The sequence below is a fragment of the Oscillibacter sp. CU971 genome (genome assembly GCF_905219725.1).
In the GTDB taxonomy this organism is placed as follows: Bacteria; Bacillota; Clostridia; order Oscillospirales; family Oscillospiraceae; genus Oscillibacter.
The window spans coordinates 1-7,083 of the sequence record NZ_CAJMXG010000155.1 but is presented as its reverse complement, the minus strand read 5'-3'; the positions used below and the strand labels follow the sequence as shown (position 1 = coordinate 7,083).

General features: G+C 61.7%; 7 protein-coding genes. 2 read left to right on the top strand and 5 right to left on the bottom strand.

The window, feature by feature from the left end; all coding sequences use genetic code 11:
- A partial coding sequence (locus JX325_RS10850) for a M15 family metallopeptidase (protein ID WP_279380529.1) occupies positions 1-567 on the top strand: 567 nt, incomplete at its 5' end.
- A gap of 80 nt (positions 568-647) precedes the next feature.
- On the opposite strand, the gene JX325_RS10845 is transcribed toward JX325_RS10850, so the two are convergent.
- Positions 648-2,288, bottom strand: coding sequence for an S-layer homology domain-containing protein (locus JX325_RS10845; protein WP_204791143.1), 1,641 nt, complete (start codon positions 2,286-2,288; stop codon positions 648-650).
- A 714-nt stretch (positions 2,289-3,002) separates the two neighbouring features.
- Here JX325_RS10845 and JX325_RS10840 point away from each other — a divergent pair.
- The gene (locus tag JX325_RS10840; RefSeq protein ID WP_204791142.1) at positions 3,003-3,764 is read left to right on the top strand and encodes a copper homeostasis protein CutC; all 762 of its coding nucleotides are present in this window, start codon (positions 3,003-3,005) and stop codon (positions 3,762-3,764) included.
- A 51-nt stretch (positions 3,765-3,815) separates the two neighbouring features.
- Here JX325_RS10840 and groL read toward each other — a convergent pair whose 3' ends face one another.
- The 4 genes from groL to JX325_RS10820 all read right to left on the bottom strand — a co-directional run.
- Positions 3,816-5,438: a chaperonin GroEL gene (groL, locus tag JX325_RS10835; protein WP_204791141.1), complete on the bottom strand. Its 1,623-nt coding sequence runs from the start codon at positions 5,436-5,438 to the stop codon at positions 3,816-3,818.
- 46 nt (positions 5,439-5,484) lie between these two features.
- Positions 5,485-5,769: a co-chaperone GroES gene (gene groES / locus JX325_RS10830; RefSeq protein WP_204791140.1), complete on the bottom strand. Its 285-nt coding sequence runs from the start codon at positions 5,767-5,769 to the stop codon at positions 5,485-5,487.
- Between the two features lie 564 nt (positions 5,770-6,333).
- Positions 6,334-6,870, bottom strand: a complete 537-nt coding sequence (locus JX325_RS10825) for a hypothetical protein (protein WP_204791139.1) — start codon at positions 6,868-6,870, stop codon at positions 6,334-6,336.
- A 4-nt stretch (positions 6,871-6,874) separates the two neighbouring features.
- On the bottom strand, positions 6,875-7,083 hold a 209-nt coding region (locus tag JX325_RS10820; RefSeq protein ID WP_204791138.1), incomplete at its 5' end, for a hypothetical protein.

The window sequence follows — 7,083 nt, the reverse complement described above, 5'->3', positions numbered from 1 at the left end:
GACCTCCCCCCCGAGCCGCCGGAAGGTGAACCGCAGGAAGGCGAACCGCAGGAAGGCGAACCGCCGGAGGGCGGGGCGCAGGACGGGGACGGCGAAGAGCCGGAGTATGAGACCTACTTCCAGATTATGACCAACAACGGGCGCTTCAACCTGGGCAGCTTCCTGGCCCGGGTGACCTCCGCCCACAACCGGGGCATCGCCCTGGACCTGACCCTGGAGAAAATCGACGGCGGAGAGGAGCTGGAAATGCAAAGCGCCATCCACGACCTCAGCTGGTACTCCGCCGCCTACCTGAACAACGACAACGCCAAGCTCCTGGAGAAGTATATGACCGCCACGGGCATGCGGGGCCTGAGCTCCGAGTGGTGGCACTTCCAGGACGACGAGACCCGGGAGGCCATCGGCCTGACCAGCTATCTGTTCAAGGGCGTGAACATGGGCGGCTGGACGAAGGACGACCGGGGCTGGCGCTACCGGGACGCGGACGGAACCATCTACAAAAACACCACCGTCACCGTGGATGGAAAGCGCTACACGGCGGACGCGGACGGCTACGTCCGGCAGTAACTCCCGCTGAAGAGAAAAGCCCTCGGAAACCAGTGGTTTCCGGGGGCTTTTTTATGCGATTCGCTCTATGGCAAATCCGGTTATCTCCCGATGCTCACGCAGAAGCGGTGGAGAATCGCCGCCGCCTGGCCCCGGGTCGCGCCGCCGGAGGGATTCAGGCGGCCGTCGGAGGTGCCGTTTACCAGCTTGGCCGCGTTGGCCCAGGAGAGGGCTTCCTTGGCGTAGGAGGCCACGGCGGCTCCGTCGGAGAAGTCCGCCAGGTTGGCCCGCTGGGTGGATACGTAGCCCTTGTAGGCGTTATAGCGGAACAGGAAGGTGGCCAGCTGCTCCCGGGTGATGGAGTCGCCGGGCCGGAAGAGGCCGTCCTTGCCTCCGGCGGTGATGCCGTTGGCCGCGGCCCACTTCACCGACTTCTNACAGTAGGACCCGGCGGCCACGTCGGGGAAGCCCGCGCCGCTGACGGCGGGCTGGCCCTCCAGCCGGTAGAGGATGGTCACCAGCTGGCCCCGGGTGACNGGGGCTCCGGGATTGAAGCGGCCCTCGCCCACGCCGCTCATCAGGCCCTTCTGGCTGACGTAGGCGATGTCGGCGGCGAAGGTGCTGCCGGCGGCCACGTCGGAGAAGGTGGAGGGGCCGGCGGGCTTGGTCACGGCAAACTGGACGTTCACTTTCGCCGACTCGCCGCTGCCATAGAGCTCCACCACGCCGTTATACGCGTTGGCGGGGAGGCCCGTCCGGGGACGGATGGTAAAGGTGGTGCTGCCGCCCGCGGGCAGGGACGTCTGGGTCAGGAGGCTGACCTCATAGCTGTAGGAGGTGGGCTGGTCCAGGCGGATGGCGTATTCCGTGTTGTTTTTCACGGTAACCGTTTTTTGCGCCAGGGCCGTGTAGCCCTCCTCCACGATGCCGAAGTCCAGGGTGCCGGGCTCCACGGTCAGGGGGGCCAGCTTCTTTTCAACGACCACGGTGGCCTTGAAGGTGGCCGAGGTGTTCTCCCGGGTCTGGAAGGTGATGGTGTCGGTGTAGGTGCCCACCTTCAGATCCTGCTTGGGGACGATTTTGTACTCGGCTTTGTCGCCGTTTTCCAGGGTCACGGAGTCGCTCTTCACGGCGGTGACAAGGAAGTGGTCGTTTCCTTTTACGGCGTCCATCCGCACATTGGAGGCTCCCTTATTCTGGACGGTGACGGTGATTTCCTTTTCCTTGGCTTCCTTCTCGGTGTAGCCCTCTTTCAGCTTGCCCAGGTCCTTACTGGTGGGGTCCACGGTGATGGTGTAGCCCTTTTCCACCACCGTCGCGTAGAGGTTGACGGAAACGTCATTGGAGCCGGTGCCGCCCACGAAGGAGGCGGTGATGGTCAGCCGCCGGTCATAATTTCCCGTGCTGCTGGCGCTGTTCAGCTGCACCGTGACGGTGGAGGAGCTGCCCGCCGTCAGGGAGCTGGGGAGCCCCGAGATGGTGTAGCCGCTGGGGGTGGAATAGCTGAGCTTCATCTCGTAGTCGCTCTTATTTTTAATCGTAAAGGTCTGGGTCCGGCTGCTGCTGGACGCGTTCTTCTCCAGGGTGCCGAAGTTCACAGAGGAGGGGTAGGAGAAGTCACTGGAGGTAGGAGCTGTGGGGGCAGCGGGCTTGTTTTCTTCGTCTTTCGCCGCATCCACTGCCGCCTTTGCGTCCTCATAGTCCTTTTCTGCCTGTGAAACAGCAGTCTCCGCCGCTGACACAGCGCTCTCTTTGCCCGCTATGTCAGCTGAATTCTTTGCATTATTCAAATTCGTTTCCGCAGTACTTAGTGCGCTTTCCGCAGTATTCTTCTCGCTTTCAGCCGCTTCCGCCGCTCTTGCTGCTTCATCCGCTGCTGCCTGTAAACTCTGCTTTTCCTCCTCGGTTTTTGTCTCATCCGTTTTTGCGCTTTCAGCCGCCGCTGCTGCTGTTTCAGCTGCCGCCTTTGCCGCATTATAAGCAGATGTCTTGCTCTCCGCTTCTCTCTTGGCNTTATCGTAAGCGCTTTGCTCCGCTGCAACTGAACTTTCAGCGGCACTTAAAGCGCTCTTCGCCTCATTCAAGGCTGCTTTTTTCTCTTCCCACAACTGCTTCTTTGCTGCCGCATCCGCTTCCAGTGCAGCAAGGTCCGCAAACAACGTAATATCATTGTTTACCGCCGCCGCAGGCACAACGGCCAGGCTTGCCAACAGGCAGAGCGCCATCAGCCAAGCTAATAATTGACTCTTTCGTTTCATGATGTATCCAGTGTCCTTTCCTCTTAAGTTTTCAGGGGTTGTCCCTAATTCCCTACTCTACCACTTTTGTATGGAAAATACAAGCGTTATTCGGCGGCTTTCCACCTCTTTCCAAAAAACCTGTGGGGACGGATCTGCTTGCGCCCCGGCGGGGGCCCTGCTATAATGGGGCTGAGTTTACCGGAAAGGAGCTTTTTCATGGCTTATGGATTCATCGAGGGCTGCGTGGACTCCCACGCCTCCGCCCTGGCCGCCTGCCGGGGCGGCGCGGACCGGCTGGAGCTGTGCGCCAACCTCTCCATCGGGGGCACCACCCCCTCCCTGGGCCTCTTCCGGCAGGTGCGGCGGGACTGCGACCTCCCCGTCAACGTCCTCATCCGCCCCCGCTTCGGGGACTTCCTCTACTCCGAGGCGGAGGTGGAGGAGATGGAGGACTGCGTCCGCCGCTTCCGGGACCTGGGGGCGGACGGCGTGGTGCTGGGCGCCCTGACGCGATGGGGCACGCTGGACCGGGCTGTCATGGCCCGGCTGATGGAGGCCGCCGGGAGTATGGAGGTCACCCTCCACCGGGCCTTCGACATGACCCGGGACCCCCTGGAGGCCCTGGAGGCGGCCATCGCCCTGGGCTGCCGGACCATCCTCACCTCCGGGCAGGAGAAGGACGCCCTGGCCGGGGCGGAGACCCTGCGGGCCCTCCGGGAGAAGGCGGCGGGACGGATCGCCGTCATGGCGGGCTGCGGCGTCCGGGCGGGGAGCATCCGGGAGATCCACCGGCGGACCGGGGTGCATGTGTTCCACACCTCCGGGCGGCGGGGCCCCGTGGACAGCGGCATGATCTACCGCAAGCCCACGGTGTCCATGGGCCTGCCCTCCCTGCCGGAGTATGAGCTGTGGCGGACGGACGAGGAGGAGTTCCGGGCCTGCGCGGAGCTTGTGCACGGCCTGATGCCGTTCTCTTAACCGCAAAAAAAGCGGCGCCCGCTTGCGCGGGCGCCGTTTCTTTTCTTCGGCTTAGTACATGCCGCCCATGTCGGGCGCGGCGGGAGCGGGAGCGGGGGGCTCGGGCTTGTCGGCCACCAGGGACTCGGTGGTCAGCACCATGCCCGCCACGGAAGCGGCGTTCTCCAGGGCGCTGCGGGTCACCTTGGCGGGGTCGATGATGCCGGAGGCCACCATATCGCAGTACTCCTCCTTGTAGGCGTCGAAGCCATAGCCCTTCTCGCCGGAGCGGACCTTCTCCAGAATGACGGAGCCGTCCAGGCCCGCGTTGGCGGCAATNTGGCGGATGGGGGCCTCCAGGGCCTTGGCCACGATGCGCACGCCGGTCTTCTCGTCACCCTCCACGGTGCCCACCAGGGCCTCCACGGCGGGAATGACGTTGACAAAGATGGTGCCGCCGCCAGCTACCACGCCCTCTTCCACCGCGGCGCGGGTGGCGTTCAGCGCGTCCTCGATGCGGAGCTTCTTTTCCTTCATCTNGGTTTCGGTGGCCGCGCCCACCTTGATAACGGCTACGCCGCCGGCCAGCTTGGCCAGGCGCTCCTGGAGCTTTTCCTTGTCGTAGTCGCTGGTGGTGTTGGCAATCTGGGAGCGGATCTGGGCAACCCGGTCCTTGATGGCCTGGGAGTCCCCGGCGCCGTCCACGATGGTGGTGTTTTCCTTGGTCACCTTCACCTGGCGGGCACGGCCCAGCAGGGAGATGTCGGCGGTCTTGAGCTCNAGGCCCACTTCCTCGCTGACCACGGTGCCGCCGGTGAGGACGGCGATGTCCTGGAGCATCTCCTTGCGGCGNNCGCCGAAGCCGGGGGCCTTGACGCAGACCACGTTGAGGGTGCCCCGGAGGCGGTTGACGATGAGGGTGCTCAGGGCCTCGCCCTCCACGTCCTCGGCGATGATGAGGAGCTTCTTGCCGGACTGGACCAGCTGCTCCANCAGGGGCAGGATGTCGGAAATGACGGAGATTTTCTTATCGGTAATCAGGATATAGGCGTCGTCNACCACGGCNTCCATCTTTTCCATGTCGGTAGCCATATAGGGGGTGATATAGCCCCGGTCGAACTGCATGCCCTCGACCACCTCGCTGTAGGTCTCGGNGGTCTTGGATTCCTCGATGGTGATGACGCCGTCGNNGGAGACTTTTTCCATGGCGTCGGCAATCAGCTTGCCGATTTCCTCGTCGCCGGAGGAAACCGCGCCCACCCGGGCGATGTCCTTGGAGCCGTCCACGGTCTTGGCCTGGGCCTTGACCTCGGCCACGGCGGCCTCCACGGCCTTGGCCATGCCCTTTTTGACCACGATGGGGTTGGCCCCGGCGGCCAGGNTCTTCAGGCCCTCGCCGATCATGGCCTGGGCCAGGAGGGTGGCGGTGGTGGTGCCGTCGCCGGCCACGTCGTTGGTTTTGGTGGAGACTTCCTTCACCAGCTGGGCACCCATGTTCTCAAAGGGATCGTCCAGCTCGATTTCCTTGGCGATGGTCACGCCGTCGTTGGTGATGAGGGGCGCGCCGTATTTCTTGTCCAGAACCACGTTCCGGCCCTTGGGGCCCAGGGTGATTTTTACGGTATCGGCCAGGGTGTTGACGCCGGTTTCCAGGGCCTTGCGGGCGTCCTCGCCGCGCTTGATGAGCTTAGACATAATAAATCGTTACCTCCCGATTTTTTAAATCAATTGATGTTTGTGCTTAGTCGACAATCGCCAGAATGTCGTTCTGCCGGACCACCGTGTACTCCACGTCCTCCAACTTCACCTTGGTTCCGGCGTACTGGCTGGTNATCACCTTGTCTCCGGGCTTTACGGTCATGGTGACTTCCTTGCCCTCCACGGTGCCGCCGGGGCCTACGGAGATGACCTCGGCCACGGAGGGCTTCTCCTTCGCGGAGCCGGTGAGGATGATGCCGCCCTTGGTGGTCTCCTCGGTCTCCACCATTTTCAGGATGACACGGTCTGCAAGCGGGGTGAGTTTCATATCAGGTTCCTCCTTAAAATATTAAAAATTAAAAAACGTAATCACTGTTAGCACTCAAATACCTGGAGTGCTAACAGTGATTATCATAGTACAGCCGCCCCCATTTGTAAAGGGGGTTTTTCGCAAAAGTTATGAAGAATTTGTAAATTCCAGCTTGTTGTCTGCAAGATGTCGAAATATAAACTAATTGCGGCACAAAGGCTTTTGTATTCACTTGGTTTACGCAGAAATTTGAAATAATCCCGCTAAAGGGAAAAAATAAGGGAAACTTTTCTCGGCAGGATTTACCCACGGCGGGCCGCCAGCCCCAACCAGGAGCCGAGAGACTACCCCCAGCGGCCAGGGCCTCCAAGGAGCGGCCAGGGCAGGTATGGTAGGCCGCCAGCTCCGGCCGGGGACCGGAAACCCGCCGCCAGCGTTCAGGTCCTCCAGGAAGCCGCCAGGGCGGGCACGGTAGGCCGCCAGTCTGTTACAGGAAATTCTAAAGCGGCGAGGCCCACATCGTTAATTGTGAGCCTCGCCAATATGACGCCTCTTTTCAAAATGTGTCCAAGTTAGACACATTCACAAAGTGCCCAGAGCCCGGCCCATGTTTCCCTGATTGATGGCCACCAGACGGCCCACCGTCCGCCCGTCCATTACTACTTGGGTCCCCTTTAGGGCCTCCCGCATTGCCGCCGCCAACTCCGCTGCGGTAAAGCCGGTTTCAGACCGCACCGGCTGCGGGTTCCCGCTGCCCCGCCGCTCCGGCGCGGTATAGTAGGCCGCCACGCTGGCCTCGACGTTATCCATGTCCCGCTGCACCCGCCGGATTGCCGCCGTGGCCCGGAGGTGCGACTCCGTATCGGAGAGGGAGCGCGTTACCGCCTGGGAAAGCGTTTCCCCGCCGCTCATCCGCGCCGCCCGGAAGAGTACAGGCCCGGTATCTTCCACAGCTTCCGCCGTCAACATTGCCGGAGCCGCCAGCATAGCGGGAGCCGCCGCAGACCGCCGTACAGCCCCGCCGCTGCTGGAGGCCGTGGATTCGGAAGAGCCGCCGGTAACAGAGTTAATTGCGTTGGAAATAAAGCCTCCCAACTGGGTTCGAATCCAATCGCCCATGCTCTTAATACCGTCCCAGAGCTTTTGGAACCATATCTTTTCCTATGTTGAAAAGCTCGCTTGGAAGCTCGGAAATTTTCCTCTTTATGGTATCCTTAATTTCTCCCGCGCTGGTTCGTGCAAAGCTTACCATATTTTTAAGGAAGCACTGATTAAAGCCGGTAAAAGCCAGACAAACAGACAAAGGTAAAGGAAACGTCCAATAAAGGGACC

Coding starts and splice junctions, on each gene's coding strand:
- JX325_RS10840 (WP_204791142.1), top strand. CDS start 3,003: ATGGCTTATGGATTCATCGAGGGCTGCGTGGACTCCCACGCCTCCGCC.
- JX325_RS10825 (WP_204791139.1), bottom strand. CDS start 6,870: ATGGGCGATTGGATTCGAACCCAGTTGGGAGGCTTTATTTCCAACGCA.